22 protein-coding genes are annotated in these 18759 nt (G+C 63.1%); 7 read left to right on the plus strand and 15 right to left on the minus strand.

Annotated elements, in window-relative coordinates:
- Positions 1-32 precede the first annotated feature (32 nt).
- Positions 33-968, plus strand: coding sequence for a D-alanyl-D-alanine carboxypeptidase family protein (locus tag ICI42_RS03380; protein ID WP_188163104.1), 936 nt, complete (start codon positions 33-35; stop codon positions 966-968).
- 5 nt (positions 969-973) lie between these two features.
- On the opposite strand, the gene ICI42_RS03385 is transcribed toward ICI42_RS03380, so the two are convergent.
- The 6 genes from ICI42_RS03385 to ICI42_RS03410 form a co-directional block, all read right to left on the minus strand.
- Positions 974-1846: a GNAT family N-acetyltransferase gene (locus ICI42_RS03385; RefSeq protein WP_407945125.1), complete on the minus strand. Its 873-nt coding sequence runs from the start codon at positions 1844-1846 to the stop codon at positions 974-976.
- 104 nt (positions 1847-1950) lie between these two features.
- The gene (locus ICI42_RS03390; protein ID WP_188163105.1) at positions 1951-4218 is read right to left on the minus strand and encodes a response regulator; all 2268 of its coding nucleotides are present in this window, start codon (positions 4216-4218) and stop codon (positions 1951-1953) included.
- 101 nt (positions 4219-4319) lie between these two features.
- Positions 4320-5126 (minus strand): SH3 domain-containing protein, encoded by an 807-nt coding sequence (locus ICI42_RS24085; protein ID WP_188163106.1) that lies wholly within the window; start codon positions 5124-5126, stop codon positions 4320-4322.
- Between the two features lie 202 nt (positions 5127-5328).
- Positions 5329-5820 (minus strand): signal peptidase II, encoded by a 492-nt coding sequence (gene lspA, locus ICI42_RS03400; RefSeq protein WP_330999098.1) that lies wholly within the window; start codon positions 5818-5820, stop codon positions 5329-5331.
- The gene (locus ICI42_RS03405) at positions 5817-6677 is read right to left on the minus strand and encodes a TrmH family RNA methyltransferase (RefSeq protein ID WP_188163107.1); all 861 of its coding nucleotides are present in this window, start codon (positions 6675-6677) and stop codon (positions 5817-5819) included. The genes lspA and ICI42_RS03405 overlap by 4 nt, the downstream gene beginning before the upstream one ends.
- Positions 6674-7744, minus strand: a complete 1071-nt coding sequence (locus ICI42_RS03410) for a class I SAM-dependent methyltransferase (RefSeq protein ID WP_407945126.1) — start codon at positions 7742-7744, stop codon at positions 6674-6676. The genes ICI42_RS03405 and ICI42_RS03410 overlap by 4 nt, the downstream gene beginning before the upstream one ends.
- Positions 7745-7889: 145 nt before the next feature.
- On the opposite strand from ICI42_RS03410, the gene ICI42_RS03415 reads away from it, so the two are divergent.
- From ICI42_RS03415 to ICI42_RS03425, 3 genes are all read left to right on the plus strand, one after another.
- Positions 7890-8576 carry a helix-turn-helix transcriptional regulator gene (locus tag ICI42_RS03415; protein ID WP_188163701.1) on the plus strand — a complete coding sequence of 229 codons (687 nt, stop codon included), beginning with the start codon at positions 7890-7892 and terminating at the stop codon, positions 8574-8576.
- A 67-nt stretch (positions 8577-8643) separates the two neighbouring features.
- The gene (locus ICI42_RS03420; protein WP_188163108.1) at positions 8644-9021 is read left to right on the plus strand and encodes a VOC family protein; all 378 of its coding nucleotides are present in this window, start codon (positions 8644-8646) and stop codon (positions 9019-9021) included.
- 5 nt (positions 9022-9026) lie between these two features.
- Positions 9027-9473 carry an EVE domain-containing protein gene (locus tag ICI42_RS03425; protein ID WP_188163109.1) on the plus strand — a complete coding sequence of 149 codons (447 nt, stop codon included), beginning with the start codon at positions 9027-9029 and terminating at the stop codon, positions 9471-9473.
- Here ICI42_RS03425 and lhpI read toward each other — a convergent pair.
- The 4 genes from lhpI to sppA are packed head-to-tail and all read right to left on the minus strand — an operon-like array spanning position 9446 to position 12126.
- Positions 9446-10417, minus strand: a complete 972-nt coding sequence (gene lhpI, locus ICI42_RS03430; protein WP_188163110.1) for a bifunctional Delta(1)-pyrroline-2-carboxylate/Delta(1)-piperideine-2-carboxylate reductase — start codon at positions 10415-10417, stop codon at positions 9446-9448. The two genes, ICI42_RS03425 and lhpI, sit on opposite strands and share 28 nt — an antisense overlap.
- 27 nt (positions 10418-10444) lie before the next feature.
- Positions 10445-10774: a DUF1049 domain-containing protein gene (locus ICI42_RS03435; RefSeq protein WP_188163111.1), complete on the minus strand. Its 330-nt coding sequence runs from the start codon at positions 10772-10774 to the stop codon at positions 10445-10447.
- Positions 10775-10823: 49 nt separating this feature from the next.
- Positions 10824-11108 carry an integration host factor subunit beta gene (locus ICI42_RS03440; RefSeq protein ID WP_188163112.1) on the minus strand — a complete coding sequence of 95 codons (285 nt, stop codon included), beginning with the start codon at positions 11106-11108 and terminating at the stop codon, positions 10824-10826.
- A gap of 58 nt (positions 11109-11166) precedes the next feature.
- Positions 11167-12126, minus strand: coding sequence for a signal peptide peptidase SppA (gene sppA / locus ICI42_RS03445; RefSeq protein ID WP_188163113.1), 960 nt, complete (start codon positions 12124-12126; stop codon positions 11167-11169).
- A gap of 315 nt (positions 12127-12441) precedes the next feature.
- Between sppA and lptC the strand changes: the two genes are divergently transcribed.
- Genes lptC through lptB form a run of 3 tightly spaced genes read left to right on the plus strand, consistent with a single transcriptional unit; the run spans position 12442 to position 14527 of the window.
- Positions 12442-13149 carry an LPS export ABC transporter periplasmic protein LptC gene (gene lptC / locus ICI42_RS03450; RefSeq protein WP_188163114.1) on the plus strand — a complete coding sequence of 236 codons (708 nt, stop codon included), beginning with the start codon at positions 12442-12444 and terminating at the stop codon, positions 13147-13149.
- Entirely contained in the window at positions 13149-13718 is a 570-nt protein-coding gene (locus tag ICI42_RS03455) for an LptA/OstA family protein (RefSeq protein WP_230980136.1), read from the plus strand. The genes lptC and ICI42_RS03455 overlap by 1 nt, the downstream gene beginning before the upstream one ends.
- Positions 13718-14527, plus strand: a complete 810-nt coding sequence (lptB, locus tag ICI42_RS03460) for an LPS export ABC transporter ATP-binding protein (RefSeq protein ID WP_188163115.1) — start codon at positions 13718-13720, stop codon at positions 14525-14527. Before ICI42_RS03455 ends, lptB begins: the two co-directional genes overlap by 1 nt.
- A 42-nt stretch (positions 14528-14569) precedes the next feature.
- Here lptB and ICI42_RS03465 read toward each other — a convergent pair whose 3' ends face one another.
- The 5 genes from ICI42_RS03465 to ICI42_RS03485 all read right to left on the minus strand — a co-directional run bounded on the left by ICI42_RS03465 (position 14570) and on the right by ICI42_RS03485 (position 18626).
- Complete coding sequence (locus tag ICI42_RS03465) at positions 14570-15175, minus strand: transglutaminase-like cysteine peptidase (RefSeq protein WP_407945135.1); 606 nt, start codon at positions 15173-15175, stop codon at positions 14570-14572.
- 181 nt (positions 15176-15356) lie between these two features.
- On the minus strand, positions 15357-16064 hold the full coding sequence (locus ICI42_RS03470) for an ABC transporter ATP-binding protein (protein ID WP_188163117.1): 708 nt from the start codon (positions 16062-16064) through the stop codon (positions 15357-15359).
- A complete protein-coding gene (locus ICI42_RS03475) occupies positions 16061-16786 on the minus strand; it encodes an ABC transporter ATP-binding protein (protein ID WP_188163118.1) in 726 nt (241 codons plus the stop codon). Before ICI42_RS03475 ends, ICI42_RS03470 begins: the two co-directional genes overlap by 4 nt.
- Positions 16783-17748: a branched-chain amino acid ABC transporter permease gene (locus ICI42_RS03480; protein WP_188163119.1), complete on the minus strand. Its 966-nt coding sequence runs from the start codon at positions 17746-17748 to the stop codon at positions 16783-16785. Before ICI42_RS03480 ends, ICI42_RS03475 begins: the two co-directional genes overlap by 4 nt.
- Positions 17745-18626, minus strand: a complete 882-nt coding sequence (locus ICI42_RS03485; RefSeq protein WP_188163120.1) for a branched-chain amino acid ABC transporter permease — start codon at positions 18624-18626, stop codon at positions 17745-17747. Before ICI42_RS03485 ends, ICI42_RS03480 begins: the two co-directional genes overlap by 4 nt.
- Between the last annotated feature and the right edge of the window lie 133 nt (positions 18627-18759).

Genomic DNA, 18759 nt, shown 5'->3' on the forward strand with positions numbered 1-18759 from the left:
GCAGCACCGGAATCGGGATCTCTGACCATATCATGACCGCTCTGGCGTTTTCATCGACACGTTCCTGGCGTGCCCTGCCCTCTTCGTTCGGGCGCATCGCGGCTGCCTTGCTGGTGGCCGCTTCGCTTGCCGGCTGTTCCACAAGCAACACGCTCGAGGTGAAGCCTACGGCAAGTGTCACGGCATCGTCCTTCGTCGACGGCAAATACGCGGCACTGGTCATCGATGCGGCAAACGGCAAGGTGCTCTACGCCGTCAATGAGCGCTCGCCGCGCTATCCCGCGTCACTGACCAAGATGATGACGCTCTACATCCTGTTCGAAGCCCTGCAGTCGGGCCAGGTCAATATGGCGACGCAAATTCCGGTGTCCGTTTCGGCGGCTTCGCAGCCGCCGAGCAAGATCGGGCTGAGACCCGGCGAAACGATTGACGTCGACACGGCGATCCGCGCTCTTGCGGTGAAATCCGGCAATGACGTCGCAGCCGCCGTGGGCGAATATTTCGGCGGCGGCACAGAAGAAGGCGCCGCTGCCCTAATGACGGCGAAGGCGCGCTCGCTCGGCATGAATGCGACGACGTTCCGTAACGCCTCCGGCCTGCCCGACCCGTTGCAGACCACCACTGCCCGCGATATGGCGGTTCTGGGCTTGGCGCTGCAGAAGCGCTTCCCGCAGCACTTCCACTACTTCTCCGATACCCAGTTCGCGTTCAAGGGCAAGGTCATTCGCGGCCACAACGACATGCTCGGCCGCGTACAGGGCGTGGACGGCATCAAGACCGGCTATATCCGTGCCTCGGGCTTCAACATCGTCACCTCCGTCAATCGCGGCGGACGGCGGCTTATCGTTGTTGTGATGGGCGGCGACACCGCCCGCAAGCGCAACGCTCATGTGGAGGAGCTGATCGAGCGCTATCTGCCGAGTTCGCCCTTCGCCCAGCCCTCGGCTGTTCTGTCGACGGGGCTCTGATCCGCTCAACCGGCTGAGCGGTTCGCTTCGCCGGTGTAGTAATTCACATAGCGCGCACCGATGGCGCCGACCGGCATGACGATGAAGACGTCCACCGTGCCGAAATCGTCGTCGATGACGCAGCCATCGCCGATGCGCGCACCGACGCGCAGATAACCCTTGATCAGCGGAGGCAGGCCGAGCAGGGCCGATTTGGTGCCGACGGCCTCCAGCGGCATCAAATCCATCCTGTGGTAGCGCTTAGCCACGGCGCTGACGCTCCATTCGGCATTGGCACGGCAGTGATGCCAGAGATAGGACAGCGCCTCGGCATGGGCCTGAGGCTGCACGCCATGAAACGACGCGCAACCGACCATCGCATCCACCCGGTTCTGGGTCACATAGGCCCAGATGCCTTGCCACAGCGCCTCGATGGTGCGCTTGGAGCGATAGGCCGGCAGCACGCAGGAGCGGCCAAGTTCGAGGAAACGCTTGGTCGGGTGCCGGTCGATCAGTGCATCGAGCGCGAATTCGTCCTGCGAATAGAAGCCTCCGGATTTCTGCGCGGCTTCCTGGCCCAAAAGCCGGTAGGTACCGACGATCTGGCGATGACGCGGGCCGGGCATGGCCGTATCGAAGACAAGGAGATGGTCGCAAATGTCGTCGAAGCGGTCGGCGTCGCGCCGGTCCGTCGATGGTGCGGAATGGCGGCCCGCGCCGCACTCCTCGTAAAAAACCTTGTAGCGTAGTTCCTGGGCGGCGGCGACTTCGCCCGCATTTGCGGCAAGGCGGATTTCCAGCGTTCCGATTCGTCCGAGCGGCTGGCCGCGAAGAACGTCCAGAGGCGATGCGAACGCCGCATTTGCACGGGTCGCAGTGTCGAGCAAGGCTGCGTGCACGGGCGATTCTCCTTCGAGCCATCCCTCATGGCGCGGGATACGAAATGGGTGCAACAGACGTGTGACACTATGACTGCAGCATGGCAAGCCGGTCAAGTCCGACCTCAGCGGCGGGCCTGCTGCTCGACCGCATCGGCAAGCGTCGCCGGGTCGAGCGGCTTGGTTAGGAAACCGCTGGCGCCATGCGCGATGACACTGTGGCGGGTTTTCTCCTGGCTGTCTGCGGAGAGAACGAGGATCGGCATGGGCTCCAGCCCTTCCTCCTCTTCATGGCGCCGGATGACGGTGATCGCATCGAGACCATCCATGATCGGCATGTGCAGGTCCATCAGCACCACGTCATAGTGATGCCCGTCGGGGCTGCATATGACGTCGACCGCCGCCTGGCCGTTTCCGACCACATCCACGGTGTGGCCCGCCTTGACCAGCGTGGCACGGGCCAACATCGCGTTGATCTCATTGTCCTCGGCCACCAGAATGCTCAACGCGCTGCTTTCGCGCCGCTGGCGGATTTCAGGCAGCCGGCTTTGCCGCACGGCGTTGGCGGCGACAAACTCCTCGGTCTGGCGCATCAGCACGATGCGCAGCAGCGTTTCGCCGCGAACCGGACGGGGCAGGAAGTTGCCATAGCCAACGGCGCGGTATTCGTTGAGCAGGCCGCGGTCGGTCGGCGTGATCAGGGTGATCGCATCGCCGGTGAAACCCGCCTCGCGCATTTTCTTCATCACCGCGCCATCGGCGCCCTCGATGACCGTATCGACAAGAGCCACGTCGGCATCCCGGGCCATGAGCAGCGCCTGGGCGACGGTGGGAGCCATTTTCACCTCGGCGGCATGGTCGCGCAGCGTCCGCGCCATGGCCTCGGCTTCCACAGTGTTGGCAGAGACGATCACCGCACGCCTGCCGGCGAGGATTTCGCCGCGCATCAGCGAACTGCCGCCCGGATGCAGCGCGGGAATCTCGAAGGCGAATTCGGATCCCTTGCCCAGCGTGCTGGTGACGCCGATGGTGCCGCCCAGCGACGCAATGATGCGCTTGGAAATGGCAAGGCCGAGTCCCGCGCCACCATGCAAGCGGGTGGATGTGCCGTCCGCCTGCTCGAACTCCTCGAAAATGCGCTCCATATCCTGTTCGCGCAGGCCGGGACCGGTATCGGCCACCGCGAAGCGTATGGTCTCCGCACCTGGCATGCCGGCACGCGTCACCGACACCAGCACACCGCCCGTTTCGGTGAACTTGATGGCATTGCCGATCAGGTTGAGCAGAACCTGCCGGACGCGCCCGGGGTCCGCTGTGATGATCTGGGGGACGTCGGTCGAGACATAGCAGCCGAGTCCGATATTCTTGCCGAAGGCGCGCGAGGCCAGCAGCTCGACGACACTTTCGGCCAGTTCGCGCGACGACATGGGTTGCGGTTCGGGATCGAAGCGGCCGGCTTCGATCTTGGAATAGTCTAGCAGATCCTCGATCAGCGCCAAAAGCGCGCTGGCGGATGTCGAGACCGCGCCGACATAGGTACGCTGCTCGGGCGTCAGCGGCGTGTCGGCCAAAAGCGTCGCCATGCCCATGATCCCGTTCATGGGCGTGCGAACCTCGTGGCTGACCATGGCCAGGAAGCGGGACTTCGCCTGGTTGGCGAGTTCGGCCTTCTCCCTGGCGCGAATCATCGCGGTTTCAGCACGCTTGCGCGCGGTGATTTCGCGCGCAATGGCCCGATGCGAGGTTCGCCGGGTTTCGCTGTCGCGCACCGACAGTTCCATCCAGGAAAACCAGCGCAGCCCGTCAGGCGTGTGGATCGCCACATCGGTGGAACTCAGGCACTCGCCGTTGGCGAAGGCGGCTTCCGGAACGAGACCGACATCGACGCCGAAATCCGCGAGGGTTTTTCCCTTCATCTCCTGCGGATCGGCCCCGATCAGGTCGGCGATAATGCCGTTAGCGTAGAGAATCCTGCCTTTGCCGTCTCGGTGTACATCGATATCGCCGAGCGCGTCGATAAGGCCGTGGAAGCGCTCCTCGCTCTCTTGCATTTCCCACATGCGGTCGGCAAGCGTGACGATTTCCAGTCGCGAGCGCATGATGGCATCGCTGAGTTCGTCGGCGGCTCGGTCGCGCTCACGCAAGGTGCGATGGAGCAGCGCTATCCCGCCAAGCATCGCTGCGAGCAGAGCCGCGGTGACAAGGGAATGGACGCCGAGAAAGCTGGAAATACCGACAAGAAACACCAACGCGACAAGGCCGGCGAACAGCCAGTCATACCTGCGCTTTGGAAGTTCCGGGGCCAGAGGCGGCGCGGCAACGCGCTGCCGTTTCTGAACGGCGGAGCTCCGCTGTTCTGTCTTACGATTGTCGAGAGACGATCCCTGCACCATGGCGCAGGGTATAACCAACACAGATTATGGAAGCTTTTGGCGGAACGGTTGCATTTTAATCATAGCCACTTTCCGGCAACACCGGCAGGCCGGGCTAAGCGTCAGCGTATGTAGCTCTTGTAGACGAAGCCCTTTTGCCCGTTGAACTCGATCTCGCACCATGCGGTGCAGGACCCCAGGGCGACCTTGGCATTTCGCGGCACGACGCCCAAGACCTTCGCACCCTTCTGCGGCGATGCCCGCATGTTGACCGACGATTTGATCGTCGCAGATTTACCGTCGACCGCGGCCTGTTCGACGGGCTTGTCCTTGACCGTATTGGCCTTTGCGGGCACCGGAGCCGTGGCCGGCGTTGTCTCGATCGCCGCCGTAGCGCTGGGATCGGTGGCCTCGGGCTGAATATCCGGCACCACGCGGTTGCGCAGGCTCTCGGTGGGCAGAAGCGATGCAGCCATGGTCGGAAGCGCTGCGGGAGCGGCCTCTTCCTTGACGATGGATGGCGGCTGTTTCGGCTTGTTTTTGGCCGGCTGTTTTTCCGACCAGCGCGGATCGGCCTTGGTCAGCGGCTCGACCGCCTGGACGGCCAAGTCATCGGGCGACACCCGGCCCTGGCGTTGAACCGGCTGGGCTTCCGGAACATAGGCAACTTCTTGGGCGACGCGGCCAGTCGAATTATCGGCCTCGGCAGCCGCGGCCGGATCGATCACCTGTGCGGACCATTGGCCGGAACGGGGAAGGATGAAAAGCGCGGAGACGGCGGTAACGGCAAGAACGACCGTCATCGCAACGGTCGCGAGAACTAAGCGGCGTGCCGGTGCATCGCAACGCCAGTCGGCGGTGGTCTTGCGTGCCGTCAGAACCAGCCCCCGTGTGTTCTTCGACACGGCCGGACCGAATGGTTTCTTCACTTTTCCCTCTCCACGTAACGCCGGCACGATGTGCCCCTGCCGGCGACTTCACATGGTTCGCGAAACTGCGACCATACATGCGGGGGTTTGACCGACCCGCCGCAACGAACGCTCTTTTGAATCCTGATTGTGGCCATTGTCGGGACATAGGGCAACACGCAGAAAATTATCCGCCTTTTTTCACACTGGTAGAGGGCGGACGTCAATCTTTTTGCGCGCGGGCGGATTGCCGGCGCCAGCCGAGGAATTCTTCCAGCACGACAAGAGCAGCACCAACGCTGATGAACGCATCCGCCAGATTGAAGACGGCGAAAGACCAGACCGGCGTGTGGAACAGAATGTAGTCGATGACATGGCCGTGGACGGTACGATCTATGACATTGCCGATGGCGCCGCCGACGATCAGCGCAAAGCCGATGCGCGCGACCAACTGCTCGGATGTGGTCTTGCTGGCAAGGTAGGAAATGAAAGCCACAACAGCCAGGGAAAGAACGACCAGCGTGGTATCGCCGAAGGAAGAGAACAGCGAGAAGGCGATGCCGGTGTTGTAGGTCCGAAACAACGCCAGGAACGGCAGCAGATCGACCGGTTCGTGCATGACCAGCCGCGCCTCGACAAGATATTTTATCCACTGGTCGAGCAGAACCGCGACCAGGACGATAGCGGAATAGATGAAAAACGGCCTTGCCTTCACGCTCCGGCCTCCGGCGACAGCGAAAGGGCCGCGCGCCTGATCTCAAACAGCATGATACCGGTGGCCACCGCCAGATTGAGCGAATCGGCGCGTCCGGCCTGCGGGATGCGCAGGAGGCGATCACAGCTTTCGGCAAGGATGTCGGGCAGCCCCTGCTGCTCGTTGCCCATCACCAGAAGCACGGGCTTGGTGCCGAAATCGACCGAACGGTAATCGACAGCCCCCTTCAGATGCGTGCCGGCGACGAGACCGGAAAAGCCTTTGCGCCAGGTCAAAAACGCCTCGACGCTCGCTTTAGCGACCGGCACGGCAAAGATCGAACCCATGGTGGCGCGTACGGTTTCCACGGAAAACGCGTCGGTGGTCTCGCCGACAAGGATGACGCCCTTGGCGCCGACGGCATCGACGGTGCGGATGACGGTGCCGAGATTGCCGGGGTCGCGAACCCGGTCGAGCGCCACCCAGACATCGCCCGCCGCCGGTCGGATGTCCTTCAGCGCAACGAAACGCTGTGTGAAGACACCCACCACCATCTGCGGATTGTCGCGGCGGGTGATCGCGGCCAGCACCTTTTCGGACACTTCCAGCACGTCGCCGCCGCTCGCAACCGTGCGGGCGGCAATTTTCTCGACGGCGGGATTGCCGAGCGCGGATTTGGCGAAGATCAGCGTCTTGATCGTCCAACCGAGGTCGAGCGCGTCGATGACCAGTTTAAGGCCCTCTGCCATGAAGGCGTTCTGCTGGTCGCGGAATTTCTTCAGCGCCAGCGCCTTGATGTCCTTGACCAGCGGATTGGCCAGGCTGGTGACTTCCTTGACGCGGCCTGGTGCGCCCTTTTGCCTGTCGACTTCGCTCATTGCGCCACCCAGCGGGAGAAGAGTGAGGTCGACAGCGCCCGGCCCGCCGACTTTTCGCGGATGACCAGCTCACCCGACTCGATGGTTCCGCCCATGCCGGCGAAACTGTCGCGCATCAGCGCATGAATAGCGAAGAACGAGGCGCGGATCGAGTAGGCGGTCAAAACCACCGCCAGCGGCCTGGGCGTCAGGATCGAACGGCAGATGTCGGTCAAAACAGGCAGATGCTCGAACAATTGCCAGATCTCGCCCTTGGGGCCGCGGCCATAGGCGGGCGGATCGAACAGGATGATGTCGTAATGGCTGCCGCGGCGTTCCTCGCGCTCGGCGAACTTCATGGCATCCTCGCAAATCCAGCGGATCGGCTTGTCGACGAGACCAGCCATTTCCTGGTTTTCACGCGCCCAGCCGATCGCCTTCTTCGAGGCGTCGACATGGGTAACCTCTGCGCCGGCCCGTGCCGCGACCAGCGAGGCGAGGCCGGTATAGCCGAAGAGGTTGAGCACCTTGACCGGGCGTTTCGCCTCGACGATGAGGCGGGCCGTGTGGTCCCAATGGGTTGCCTGCTCGGGAAAGACGCCGACATGGCGAAACGAGGTGAACCTGCCCCAATAATCGATGCCGTCATGTTTCATCGGCCAGGTCTCGCCCAAGGGCGCGCTTGGAAAGCGCCAGCGGCCGAGACCTTCCTCATCGGTATCGCCGGTGAAAACAGCATCGGCGTTCTGCCAATCCCGGACCGGCAAGGCCGGGCGCCAGATCGCCTGCCCTTCCGGGCGGACGATGCGATAGGGACCATATTGTTCGAGCTTCTGGCCGTCGCCGCTGTCGAGCAGCGCGTAATCGGCCGTGGGTGGAACTTCCAGTATCACCGGCAACCGCTCTGCCGGCAGCGTACCCTCCCGGCGCACCAGCTTGCGCGGCGGCGAAGGCGGCTCGCGCGTCTCGGCCTGGCGGGCATGCTCCGTCCGCTGCGGCATGGCATCGCGCGGCGGACGCGATGGTGTGGCCGCGCGATACGGCGCCTGGCCTTTCCTGTCCGGTTTTTTGTCGCGTGGATGCTTCAAGAACTCTGCTCCGATCTCGTCGCCGCTTTTGGCACAGGCTCTTGCCCGTCGCAACCGGAGCCCCGTTGAGGCAAAGGAGAAGTGCCGCTTGCATGAACGGTTGATCGGGCCGAAAAAGCTCGCAAACTGGAATTCACCGTCGTCCATGTCACGCTCCGCCCGCCTGCTCGATCTTCTGCAGACTTTGCGACGCCATCGCCGCCCGGTCAGCGGACTTGCTCTGGCCGCCGAACTCGGCGTCAGCATCCGGACGCTGTATCGCGACATTGCCACCCTGCAGGCGCAAGGCGCGCCCATCGACGGCGAAGCGGGCCTCGGCTACGTGCTGCGGCCCGGCTTCACGCTGCCGCCGCTGATGTTTTCGGAGGACGAGATCGACGCGATATTGCTCGGCCTGCGCTTTGTGTCGAAGCGCGGCGACGACGAGATGCTGGACGCGGCCGAAAACGCGCTGGCGAAGATCGAGGCCGTGCTGCCCGAGGGCATGGCGGATGTCGTGCAAGGGTCGAGCCTGCTCGCAGGACCCGGCGGCTCCGGCGCACGCGATATGCTGACCTTGATTCGAGGCGCCATCCGCTCCGAGGAAAAGCTTTCCATCACCTATACGGACGCCAAGGGCCGCGCCAGCGACCGAACGGTGTGGCCGGTGGCGATTGCCTTTTTCAACGACACGGAAATCCTGGCGGCATGGTGCGAGACGCGGCGCGATTTTCGGCATTTCCGCTTCGACCGGGTGACATCGGCGAGACCGACGGGCGAAAGACTGCCCCGCCGGCATCGCATCCTCCTGGCGGAGTGGCGGCTCGCTCAGGATCTCGACGAGATGATGTGACCGCTGCTGCCAGAATCTGACAGTGGCCTGGATTAAGCTGGCTCCACTCGAAACACAGGAGCAAACCATGCCGACCCCAAACTTCATCATCCTCTATGTCGACGATCCCCAAAAGAGCGCGGCCTTCTACCAGGAGATCGTTGGCCGCGACCCCGTCGAATCCTCGCCCGGCTTCGCCATGTTCGTGCTCGACAACGGCTTCAAGCTCGGCCTTTGGCTGCGTCCCGAGGTTGAACCCAAGGCAACCGAAGCGGGCAGCAATGCCGAACTGGTCTTCGCATTGGAAAACAACGAGGCGGTCGACAAAGCCCATGTCGATTGGGCCGCGAAAGGCCGAACCATCGTCCAGACGCCAACCGACATGGATTTCGGCTATACCTTCACAGCGCTCGACCCCGACGGCCACCGCCTGCGCGTCTATTGCGTTGCCGAGAACCCGGTCTGACGGCGATGCCCAGCTATTGGCTAGCGGTCGCCTCGGCCGATCACGTCAGGATCGGCCGCAAGGCAGGATTCATGCAGGTCAACCATGGCAAACGCGGACCGCTGGCCAAAGTCAGGCCCGGCGACGGCGTGGTCTATTATTCGTCCTCGACCGTCTATCGCCAGAAGGACGGCCTCTCGGCGCTGACGGCGATCGGTTTCGTCCGTCCCGGCGAGCCCTATCAGGGCTTCATGGGCAGCGGCTTCACGCCGTTCCGCCGCGACGTCGCGTGGTTCGAGGCCGAGGAGATTTCGATCCGCCCGCTGCTCGACCGGCTCGACCTGTCCGTCGGCAAACCCAACTGGGGCTATCAGCTGCGTTTCGGCCTCATCGCCCTTTCGGAACATGATTTCCGGCTGATCGCAGAGACGATGGGCGCGAAACTTCAGGAGGTGGCGGCAAGCACCTTGTAAACCATTATTCCCGCAGCCAGATCCTCGAGCGCCGCACCGACGGACTTGAACAACGTGATCTCCGCGTCGCTTTCGCGCCCTTGTTTCTCGCCGCGCGTCAGTTCGTGCAGGTCGGCCAGTACATCGCCCTTGTGAATGATTCCGGCTTCAAGCGGCTGGACGATGTCGCCAGCCTCCTTGGTGGCGCCGGCATGGGTGTCGACGAAAATGCGCGCGCGCGTGATCGTGGCGTCATCCGCCTCGCGCAGCAGCGGCGTGAAGCCTCCGACGAGATCGACATGCGTGCCCGGCTTCAGCAGGTCGCCGCGCACCAGGGGCGTGGCCGATATGGTCGCCGCCGAGACGATGTCGGCCCAGCCGAGAGCGCTGTCGAGGTCTTGCGTCGCCTCGACGGAGAAACCTTCAGCCCGCAGTTCCCCGGCCAGTTTCTCCGCATTGGCGTGGGTACGGTTCCAGATCCGGACCTCTTGGATCGTCCGCACCGCCGCATGAGCCCGGACAAGGAATGAGGCCTGGGCGCCGGCGCCGATCATCAAAAGCTTCGAGGCGTCCTTGCGGGCAAGATAGCGGGCGGCGAGCGCCGAGGCGCAGGCGGTCCGCCATTGCGTCAGGCGGGGGCCATCGATCAGCGCCAGAGGCTCGCCGGTGATGCCGTTCAACAGCAGGTAGACGCCGACCACGGCCGGCTTGCCGATGGCGTTGTTGTCGGGCGAGACGGTGACGATCTTGACACCTATGAACCCCTCGGCCAACGCATTCGGTGCCTTGAAGTCGGTCCAGGCCGGCATCAGCAGCAGCGTCGAATCGGCGCCTTGCGCCCTCTCGACGCCGTGATGGTGGCGAACCGGCTGGACGGCACCCTCGCGAAAGGCTGTTTCCAGCGCATCGACCAAGCCCGGAAAGGACAGCGCGCCGTCCACCTGCGCCGCGGATAGGGTCAGCATGGTCGCCTCGCTTCTGTTTTTTAGGGATCAGAGCCGGCTGATCGCGGTGCCCGGCTGTTGGGCAGGGGGCTGGGTCGTGACAGCCTGGCGCAACCCTTCGGCCTCGATGCCGCGCTGGCGGGCCAGCTTGCGATAGCGCCCTTGCCGCAGCCAGGTGGCGACGCTGCCGACGATCATGCCGAGCCCGATAGCCAGGAACAGCATCACGAACAGCGGTAGCGTCAGGGTCAGGGCCGGATTACCTGGGTTGAACGGATCCAGCGTGAAAGCCACGGAGGCACGGTTTGCCACTGCCAGCGCGATCAGGATGATCGCCAGCGGCAGGAAAACGATGATGAGGGTGAGACGGTTCAGCATTCTACCTTTTCAGCCGCGGCGCGCCGGCAAAACCGGGCGACCGGCGGTCCTATTCGTCCACGTTCAGACGTTCGCGCAGTTCCTTGCCGGTCTTGAAGAAGGGGACCCACTTCTCCTCGACCTCCACCGATTCTCCGGTGCGAGGGTTGCGGCCGGTGCGCGCGGGGCGGTTCTTCACCGAAAACGCGCCGAAGCCACGCAGTTCGACCCGGTTGCCGTCGGCGAGCGCATCGGTAATCTCGTCAAACACCGCATTCACGATGTTCTCCACATCGCGGAGGAACAGATGCGGGTTGCGCGTCGCGATGATTTGCACGAGTTCAGATTTTATCATGAGCGCAATCCCGCCGATGAGACATTGAGAAGAACATGCGGATGATTTTATTGGATTTTCAGTCGCCGAGCATGGTCTTTTCAGGTTGCCAGACCGACAGCAGGCCGTCAAGGAACAAGCGTTCGCCGCCAAGCTTCTTGATCAGATCCACCGTGCTGTCCTGAAACCCGAAAAGCTGGGCCGCGGAAGTCGGCAAAAAGAAACTGCCGCTGTCCTTAGGCTTCCACTCGACCACGTCCAGTTCGGCGTCCACGCCTTTGGTGCCGAGCCACTTTACCGCTTCGTCCTCGCCGCCGAGTTCGTCGATCAGCTTGTTGGCGAGTGCCTGACGTCCCGAGAAGATCGACCCATCGGCCAGCACCTCGACCTCGGCGCGCGACAGCGGCCGGCGCTCGACGACGAGCCCGACGAACCAGTCGTAGCTGTCCATGATCAGTTTGCGCACCATTTCGCGTTCCGGCTCGGTGGTCGGATTGAACGGCGAAGGCTCGGCCTTCAGCGGCGAAGACTTGATCTCTTCCAGCGTGATGCCGAGCTTTTCCATCAGGCCGGTGAAGTTGGGGAACTGAACCAGAACGCCGATGGAGCCGACGATGGAGGACTGCCGCGCAACAATATGGTCGGAAGCGCTGGCGATCATGTAGCCCGCCGAGGCTGCAAGCGTGCCGACCTGGGCGACGACAGGCTTTTCGGCGGCGAGTTTGCGCACCGCATCGAAGATCGCCTCGCCGCCGGCGGTGGTTCCGCCCGGCGAATCGATGGACAGGATGACGCCTTTGACTGCGGCGGATTCGCGCATGTCCTCAAGGCGAGCCAACAGATCCTCATCCTCGGTGATCGTACCCTCGATCTTCACCTTGGCAATGTGCGGCGTGGCCTGGCCGAAGCTGCCGCGCGACAGAAAGCCGACGGCAGCGACGATGCCCACGCCGGCCACAACCAACGCCGCAGCGCGCCAAAAGGTGACTTTGCGCCGCAAGCGGCGGCGGTCGATCAGGTCGTCGGCGGTTGAAGCCATAGCTGCGCATTCTCCTTCGCGCGTCTTTCGAATGGGGGTTTTAGAACAAGTCGCAGCGCAGGGCCACTGCTTTCGGCGCCGCCCAAAAGCGCCGCCCCCGCGGCAAAAACTTCCGCTTCATCGAAAAGTAACCCTATGCGACGAAGGTTGATGCTTGATCTCGGCGGAAAAGATTCTTTAATGATTGTCGACCCAAGGGCAAATTGAGTTCTCGGTCGTTCAAGCCTTATTTTTGCGACTTTCACCCTTCTTAGATCGATTTGATTTCATGGGGACAACGACTTCCCCTTCATTACGAGGACAGGAAAGGCGCCGATGACGGTTCGCCCCATCGAAGTGGCAGGAGGTGCCGTGGCCAGCAGCGGGACGGGCATTGCGCCCGCATCGTCGCGGGAAGCCGCGTTCGACAAGGCCCGCCGCCATTCGCATCTGGTGCGTGTCCTCAAATTTGCGCTGCCGGTGGCGGCGATTGCTATCGCGGCGGCCTTCCTCGGCAAGTCCTACATGGCGGCCCCCTCGGCCATCGAGATCAAATCGGACGACACCGCCTTTTCCGACGGCAAGCTGGTGATGGCCAACCCCAAGCTGGACGGCTACACCAAGGACAACCAGCCCTATTCGATGACGGCGCGGCGCGCCGTGCAGGACGCGTCCAACCAGGGCGTCGTCGAGCTCGAAGGCATCGACGCCTCGCTGCCGCTCGACAAGGACAACATGGCCAAGGTCGAAGCGCAGCGCGGCGTGTTCGACCGCGACAAGAACACGCTCAACCTTTCGCAGGCCATCACGCTCACCACCACCGACGGCATCGTGGCGCTGTTCCAATCCGCCTTCCTCAATATGGGCGAGGGCGAGATGACGACATCGGAACCGGTTCAGATCAAGCTCGACGGATCGACGATCAATTCGGACTCGATGAATGTGTTGCAGAACGGTAAGGTTTTTGTGTTTGAGAATAAGGTGCGGGTGACAATCGAACCGCAGCGCTATCAGACCATGCGGCAGGATAACGGGGACCTTTAATGCGGCCAATCAGGCTTATGCTCATCTCGGCGGTGCTTTCAGGCGCCGCGCTCTCGGGGCTCGCACCGGCTTTCGCCCAGACCGATGGCGCAAGCCGCATGTCGGGGCTGAAACTCTCCGGAAATCTGCCGATCCAGATCGAAAGCGACAAGCTCGAGGTTCGGCAGAACGACAACATCGCCATTTTCACGGGAAACGTGAACGTGGTTCAGGGCAAGACGGCGATGAAGGCCGGCAAGATGACGGTCCACTACGCCAATGACGGCGGTTCGGCCGCCACTGGCTCGTCCAACATCGAGCGCATCGAAATCGACGACAAGGTGTTCGTGAAGTCGGAAACCCAGACGGCGACCGGCGACCGCGGCACCTTCGACATGAAGAGCGAAGTGCTCGTCCTTTCCGGCAACGAAGTCGTGCTGTCCGAAGGCCCCAACGTGCTCGTCGGCTGCAAGCTGACGGTTCAGATGGGCACCGGGCTCGCCGAGGTCGAAGGCTGCAAGAAGGGCAACCAGCCCGGCCCGGGCCGGGTGATGATGTCGCTCACGCCGGGCTCGCAGAACAGCAACTGATGAAGGAAGCGACGAAAACGCGCCTCGGCCGCTCGCGCGACACGTTGGCCGCACCCACCGTCATCCAAGTCGATACGTCCAAGTTCAAAGGGACGTTGATTGCCAAGGGGTTGACCAAAAGTTATCGCGGCCGCCAGGTCGTCAGCGGCGTGACGCTGGGCGTGCGCGCCGGCGAAGCGGTCGGCCTGCTGGGACCTAACGGCGCCGGCAAGACGACCTGCTTTTACATGGTGACGGGGCTTGTGCCGGTCGACCAGGGAACCATCGAAATCGACGGTTTCGACGTTACCGGCATGCCGATGTATCGCCGGGCGCGGCTCGGCATCGGCTATCTGCCGCAGGAAGCGTCGATTTTTCGCGGACTGACGGTCGAGCAGAACATCCGCGCCATCCTCGAAGTGGTCGAGAAGAGCCGCAAGGAGCGCGAAAAATCGCTCGACGGGCTTCTCGAGGAGTTCCACATCAGCCATCTCCGCAAATCTCCGTCCATCTCCCTGTCGGGCGGTGAACGGCGCAGGCTGGAAATCGCCCGTGCGCTCGCCAGCAAGCCGAACTACATGCTGTTGGACGAGCCTTTTGCCGGTATCGATCCAATTGCGGTGGCCGACATCCAGCAACTGGTGCGCCACCTGACCCAGCGCGGCATCGGCGTGTTGATCACCGACCACAATGTGCGCGAGACGCTCGGCCTCATCGACCGGGCCTACATCATCCATGCCGGCCAGGTGCTGACGCATGGCAAGGCGGAAGAGGTTGTCGCCAATCCCGATGTTCGCCGGCTGTATCTCGGCGAGAGTTTCACGCTTTAAATCCGGCTGCACCGGGCAGTTCAAACGTACTGCCCGTTTGCGCTATTTGACCGAGCCGACCAGCATGTTCTGGTCTTCGCGGATCGAGACCCAGCGGCCGGTGTTCTCGTTCGACTGCCGCTTGAGAAAACGATAGCCGGTCTCGTCCCACTGCTTGACCGCATCGGTCAGATTGTCGAGCACGAAATCGCCCTTGTTGGTGCGCACGGTCAACACCGCATGGCCCTCGCCGTCGGGCTTGCGGACGACCGTGATCAGAAGGTTGGCGATGGAAATGCCCTGCTGGCTCAACTGGCGGCGCTTTTCGAGAACGTAGTCCTCGCAATCGCCGACGCCGGCATCCGGATAGGCCCAAACCTCGTCCTTGCCATAGATGTCGATATCGTTCATCGGCTTGATCGAGGCGTTGACCGTGGCGTTGACCGCCACGATGTTGCGCCAGAGATCGCCGCTCATCGCGGCCGGCTTGATGCCCCGGTTGCGAATGGAGCACTCGTTGGGATAGGCGCGGCAAAAATCGTAGTGACCGATCGGCTGAGATGTCAGTCCACCCGTCGACATCGGCTCGGACGCGAACGCGCTTCCGGAAAACAGCGCCGATGCAGCGATCGCGGAAAGCGACACGGCAAACCTGCGCCTACTCCGCATCCCTGGTGCGGTAGACATGTCCCAGCCAACCCCTTTTATTTCGGTTCTTAACAAAACGTTAAGGGCGATGCCGGCTACAAGTCAATTACCTCTTATTGCGCATTCCCGACATGGTTACTTTCCGCAGGGCGACCGCGACTATTCGGCAACAGAATTGGTCTGGAGTCATCAATACAGCCCCTCAGCCCACGCCGACATAGCGGCGGACAAGCTCGGGGTTGTCGCGCAGGCTCGAGGCCCGGACGGTTTCGCGGGCACGGCCGTTCTCAATGAAACAGACGCGGTCTGCGACAGACAGCACAGCCTCCAGGCGCTGCTCGACCAGAAGCGTGGAAACGCCTTCGCCACGCAGACTGGAAATGGTCTCGCGTATGCGCGCGATCATAGACGGCATCAACCCCTCGGTCGGCTCGTCCAGCAACAGCACCTCGGGCTCCAGGCACAAAGCACGCGCCATGGCGAGCATCTGCTGTTCGCCGCCCGACAGCGTGCCGGAGCGCTGGCCGAGCCGTTGCCGCAGAACCGGAAACAGGTCGAGCACGCGGTCGCGCGTGGGCTTACCCTTGCCGCGCGCCATCAAGCCGATCTCGATATTTTCAGCCACCGTCATTTCGGCAAAGAGCCGCCTTCCCTGCGGCACATAAGCGACGCCGGCCTTGGGCACCTCGTGCGGCGCAAGGGCGGTCAGTTCGCGGTCTCCGAGCCTGATCGAGCCTGCCTTCGCCGGCACCAGCCCCATGATCGCCTTCAGCGTCGTGGACTTGCCCGCGCCGTTGCGGCCGAGCAGGCACAGCACCTCGCCCTTGTTGAGCTCCAGCGACAGGCCGTGCAGCACCTGAACCTCGCCATAGAAGCAGTCGAGCCCGGAGAGGGTGAGAACAGCGCTCACGATGCCGCCTCCACCGTGCCGCCGAGATAGGCTTCCTGCACGGCCACATTGTCGCGTATCTCCTGCGGCGCGCCCTCGGCCAGAATGCGGCCGGCCTCCATCACCGTGATGCGCTGTGCCAGTTCCATCACGACATGCATGTTGTGTTCGATCAAAAGCACCGTTGCGTCGCGGCCTATCTCGCGCACCAGCGCAATGAACCCGGCGATCTCGCCATCGGAAAGCCCCTGCGTCGGCTCATCGAGGATCAGCAGGCGCGGCTTCAGCGCCAGTCCCATCGCCACCTCCAACAGACGCTGATGGCCATAGGCCATGGCGCCCGCCGTCTCCTTGGCGCGGTCGGCGAGCCCGGTGCGATCGAGCGCTTCCATCACCCCGTCATGGACGCTTCGGCCGGACTGCGCGCGCTGGAACGCCAGCGCGACATTGTCATAGGCGCTCAGCCTGGCGAACACGCTGGTAATCTGGAAGGTGTAGGCGATGCCGAGCCGGACGCGCTTGTGCGCCGGCATGTCGGTGATGTCGCGGCCGTCGAAGACGATGCGGCCGGCAGACGGCAGGATGCGGCCGCAGACGAGGCTGACGAAAGTGGTCTTGCCGGCGCCGTTCGGGCCGATGATGGCGCGGATTTCACCGGGCATCAGGCTGAAATCGACGGAATCGACCGCCTTCAACCCGCCGAAATCGCGCGACAGACCATGCGTGGTGAGCAGCGGCGTCATGGCAGCCACCTCAGCCAGCGCTCGCGCACCGTGCCCAGCACGCCTTTGGGGAAATAGAGGATCAAAAGGATCAGCAGCAGCCCGACGATCAGCATGTAGGCCGAAGTGTAGCCGCTGGCGATGTCGACGACATAATACATGAACAGCGTGCCAAGGAACGGCCCCAGCGTGGTCGCAGCACCGCCCAGGAGAACCCAAAGCAGCGGAAAGATCGAATATTGCACCGATGCGAAGGTCGAGCCGACATAGCCGAACAGCAGCGCATAGGCCGCCCCCGCCGCCGCGCAGAAGGTGCCCGATACGACGACGGCTGACAGCTTGTTGGCAAATGTGTCGTAGCCGAGCATCTTGGTGCGCTCCTCATTCTCGCGGATGGCGACCAGCACGCGGCCGAAGCCCGATCGCGCGACACCGAGCGTCAGCAGGAGCACGATGGCGAACAAACCGAGCGCCAGCATGTAACGCGTCATCGGATCGGTAAAATCGAGCCGCATCGCGCCGAGGTCGAGCCCTCGCCGTGCCTGCGGGATCACCAGTCCCTCGTCGCCGCGCGTCCAGACGCTGAAATAGAGCGTCAGCAGGTAGAAGACCTGCGAGAACATCATGGTGACGATCATGAAGGCGACGCCGGTGGTGCGCAGCGCCAGCACGCCGACGCCCAGCGCCAGCACGGCGCCGGCGATCACGCCGGCGGCGAAACCGGCGGGTGCGCTCCAGCCGAGATGGATCATCGACAGGCCGGCACCATAGAGGCCGGCGGCGAAGAACATGGCATGACCCAGGCTGAGCAGGCCGGCATAACCGAACAGCACATTGTAGCCCATGGAAAAGACCGCCAGCACCATCACCCGCGCCAGCACGCCGTGGTGGTATTCGGGCAGCACAAAGCCGAGTCCGAACAGGCCCGCGATGACGACCAGATGCAGTGCTATGGCTTTGCCGCAACCGGTGTCGCTTTTCATCGCGGCGTTGTCCCGAACAGGCCTTGCGGACGGAACACCAGCACCATGGCCACCGCCGAGGTGGCAATGATCTTGGCCAGCGTCGGCGAGAAGAACACCGAGATCACACCGTCGGACACGCCGATGATGAGGGCTGCGATAACGGTTCCGCGCAGCGAACCGAGCCCGCCGATGATGACGACGATGAAGGACAGCAGGAGCGGATCGAGCCCCATCAGGTAATGCGCCTGCTGAATCGGCACGATCAGCACGGCCGCCACCGCGGCCAGCATCGCGCCCAGCGCAAAGACGCCGGCATAGACCCTGTCGACGGGGATGCCGAAGGCTTGCGCGGTCTCGCTGTCATATTGCGTGGCGCGCATCACCAGCCCGATGCGGGTTCGGGTCAGCACGAACCATGTCGCCAGCATCAGCACGACGGACGCAGCGATGATCGACAGCTTGTAGCCGGAATAGCCGAACCACGGCAGTTGCAGGCGAAAATTGAACGGGGCCGGCACCGCGCGCGCTTCCGGGCCGTAGAAGGTCAGCGCCAGTTGCTGGATGACGTAGAGCAGGCCGATGGTGGCGACGATGGTGGCCTCGGGATTGTAATCGAGCCGGCGCAGCACCAATCGCTCCGCCAGAAGCGCCACCGAGCCGACGATCAACGGGCTGAGCAGCAATGCCATGAGAAAGCCGAGCGAGGGATGGCCGGGCACCATCGACGAAATCGCCCAGGCAAGCACGGCGCCGAGCATGAAGAACTCGCCATGGGCGACATTGACCACCCGCATCACGCCGAACACCAGCGACAGCCCAAGCGCGGTCAGCGCCAGCACCGCAGAGGTGACCAGCCCCTCCAGAACGGCAAGCAGAAGATGCGGTCCGAACGACATGGACTATTCGCCATCCATGCTGACGGGGGGAATACGGCGAAACTCCCACAGATTCACCCCCACCCCTGACCCCTCCCCACAAGAGGGAGGGGGATCTTTCAGCTTCGACACCTCGCCATCGGCCCGACTAAAA

This window comes from Oryzicola mucosus (genome assembly GCF_014534685.1).
GTDB lineage: Bacteria > Pseudomonadota > Alphaproteobacteria > Rhizobiales > Rhizobiaceae > Oryzicola > Oryzicola mucosus.

Excerpts from the sequence above, each read along its gene's own strand:
- ICI42_RS03380 (WP_188163104.1), top strand. The coding sequence starts at position 33 with ATGACCGCTCTGGCGTTTTCATCGACACGTTCCTGGCGTGCCCTGCCC.
- ICI42_RS03390 (WP_188163105.1), bottom strand. The coding sequence starts at position 4,218 with ATGGTGCAGGGATCGTCTCTCGACAATCGTAAGACAGAACAGCGGAGC.
- ICI42_RS03405 (WP_188163107.1), bottom strand. The coding sequence starts at position 6,677 with ATGAGCGAAGTCGACAGGCAAAAGGGCGCACCAGGCCGCGTCAAGGAA.
- ICI42_RS03415 (WP_188163701.1), top strand. The coding sequence starts at position 7,890 with ATGTCACGCTCCGCCCGCCTGCTCGATCTTCTGCAGACTTTGCGACGC.
- ICI42_RS03420 (WP_188163108.1), top strand. The coding sequence starts at position 8,644 with ATGCCGACCCCAAACTTCATCATCCTCTATGTCGACGATCCCCAAAAG.
- ICI42_RS03425 (WP_188163109.1), top strand. The coding sequence starts at position 9,027 with ATGCCCAGCTATTGGCTAGCGGTCGCCTCGGCCGATCACGTCAGGATC.
- lhpI (WP_188163110.1), bottom strand. The coding sequence starts at position 10,417 with ATGCTGACCCTATCCGCGGCGCAGGTGGACGGCGCGCTGTCCTTTCCG.
- ICI42_RS03435 (WP_188163111.1), bottom strand. The coding sequence starts at position 10,774 with ATGCTGAACCGTCTCACCCTCATCATCGTTTTCCTGCCGCTGGCGATC.
- ICI42_RS03440 (WP_188163112.1), bottom strand. The coding sequence starts at position 11,108 with ATGATAAAATCTGAACTCGTGCAAATCATCGCGACGCGCAACCCGCAT.
- sppA (WP_188163113.1), bottom strand. The coding sequence starts at position 12,126 with ATGGCTTCAACCGCCGACGACCTGATCGACCGCCGCCGCTTGCGGCGC.
- lptC (WP_188163114.1), top strand. The coding sequence starts at position 12,442 with ATGACGGTTCGCCCCATCGAAGTGGCAGGAGGTGCCGTGGCCAGCAGC.
- ICI42_RS03455 (WP_230980136.1), top strand. The coding sequence starts at position 13,149 with ATGCGGCCAATCAGGCTTATGCTCATCTCGGCGGTGCTTTCAGGCGCC.
- lptB (WP_188163115.1), top strand. The coding sequence starts at position 13,718 with ATGAAGGAAGCGACGAAAACGCGCCTCGGCCGCTCGCGCGACACGTTG.
- ICI42_RS03465 (WP_407945135.1), bottom strand. The coding sequence starts at position 15,175 with ATGCGGAGTAGGCGCAGGTTTGCCGTGTCGCTTTCCGCGATCGCTGCA.
- ICI42_RS03475 (WP_188163118.1), bottom strand. The coding sequence starts at position 16,786 with ATGACGCCGCTGCTCACCACGCATGGTCTGTCGCGCGATTTCGGCGGG.
- ICI42_RS03480 (WP_188163119.1), bottom strand. The coding sequence starts at position 17,748 with ATGAAAAGCGACACCGGTTGCGGCAAAGCCATAGCACTGCATCTGGTC.
- ICI42_RS03485 (WP_188163120.1), bottom strand. The coding sequence starts at position 18,626 with ATGTCGTTCGGACCGCATCTTCTGCTTGCCGTTCTGGAGGGGCTGGTC.